Raw genomic sequence first — 1,717 nt, 5'->3', positions numbered from 1 at the left:
CCCCGGGTTTTCATCGGATGTGTGGTTCGGGGCGTGTTTAAGCAGGGAAAGAGTGCTCTGACTTGGGAAAATAGTGGTGTCTAAGCCGTTATTTTCTGATCAAGAGGGAGCACCCTTTCGATGCATAAGTCTACCCACGTTTTCCCGCCGGTTCCGGTGGATTTCACTAGCCAGTCGCTGATTTCCCACGCCGGAACGAAGATCCTCACCGGGTTCATCGACGCCCTGGACTTCAAGGATTTGTGCGAGGACCGACTCCGGCAGTTCACCCCGCCCGGCGCCGTCCACCGCCCCGGCCACCTGGTAGCCCGTCTCGCGGTGATGCTTTGCGCTGGCGGTGAATACGTCTCGGATCTAGACATGTTCCGGACCCAACCTGGCATCTTCGGACCCGTGGCCTCCAACGCGACGGTGTCCAGGTTCTTCGACCGGACCGCCGCGAACCCTGAGGTCTTCGCCCATGGGTTTGAAACCCTGACCAGGACGCTGCGCTCGAGGGTCTGGGAAGCAGCCGGAGACCGGAATCCAGCCGCACGCGCCACACCCGCGGAGCCGCTGATCATTGACCTCGACGCTACCTTGGTGAGCTCTCACTCGGATAAGGAAGCCGTGGCTGGCACCTATAAGGGCGGCTACGGGTTCGCACCGTTCACCGCCTCCATCGATCACGGCACCGGGTACGGCACCGGCGAAATCCTGGCGTGCTTGCTGCGCCCGGGCAACGCTGGCGCGAACAACGCCGCCGACCATATCCGTGTCTTCACCACCGCCATCAACCAGTTGCCCGACGGCTTCTTCGACGAAACAGGGACACTTTCCGGGGAAAGGATACTCATCCGCACCGACAGTGCTGGAGCGTCCCGGAAGTTTCTCTGGCACCTCCACGAGGCTGGCGTGCAGTTCTCCACGTCCTACCCGCTCCCGGCCAGCAAAGCCCACATGGTTCACTGGTTGGAAGACAAAACCAACTGGCAGCCCGCCCTCGACACCGCAGGCAATGAGCGCCCCGATGCGTGGGTCATCAACGCCACCGACGTGATCCCCCTGATCGATTACCCGCCGGGAACGAACATTTATCTGCGGGCCGAACCCCTCCACCCTGGAGCTCAACCCACCCTGCTCGATCTGGACGGTCACCGGATCACCGCGTTTCTGACCAATTCACCGCGCTGGCACGCACCAGCACTAGATGCACGCCACCGGGCCCGCGGCCGGTGCGAGAACCGCATCAAGACCCTGAAGAAAACCGGTCTGGGGAAACTGCCCTTCCATTCCTTCGCCGCGAACCAGGCATGGGCGTTACTGGCATCCCTGGCACTAAATCTCACCTCCTGGCTGCAACTCACCTGCCTGCCCGCCGGACACCAGGCCGCGTTCTGGGACATCAAACGATGGCGCTACCGGGTTTTCGCTACCGCCGGCAAACTCATCATCACAGCCCGCAAGCAACGACTCCTGTTCTCAGAAACCGCCCCAGAACGAGCCCTGATGACCGTGATAGTGGCAGCAATAACCTCACTCAAACGCCCCGCACCCGTCTAACCGCTGGCCTGGAATCATCACGACGACGAGAACGAAAACCCACCGGAAGTGGAACCGGCGCCACCCAGGACGACCCAACGGGGCAACCAACCACGCCCCAAAACCAAACCAGCACCCGCGGCCCCTGCCCACCGCCCTCAAACACCCGGCCAAGACCTCCGATGAAAAATCGAGG

The 1,717-nt window shown here is 61.9% G+C and carries 1 protein-coding gene; it reads left to right on the top strand.

Annotation, left to right across the window (positions count from 1 at the left end):
* Nucleotides 1-120 precede the first annotated feature (120 nt).
* Entirely contained in the window at nt 121-1,542 is a 1,422-nt protein-coding gene (locus tag ABD059_RS17595; RefSeq protein ID WP_343882441.1) for an IS1380 family transposase, read from the top strand.
* Nucleotides 1,543-1,717 lie beyond the last annotated feature (175 nt).

The organism is Arthrobacter flavus (assembly GCF_039526005.1).
Lineage (GTDB): Bacteria > Actinomycetota > Actinomycetes > Actinomycetales > Micrococcaceae > Arthrobacter_D > Arthrobacter_D flavus.
Note: the sequence above shows the minus strand (reverse complement) of the source record. Positions and strands in the feature narration are given on the sequence as shown.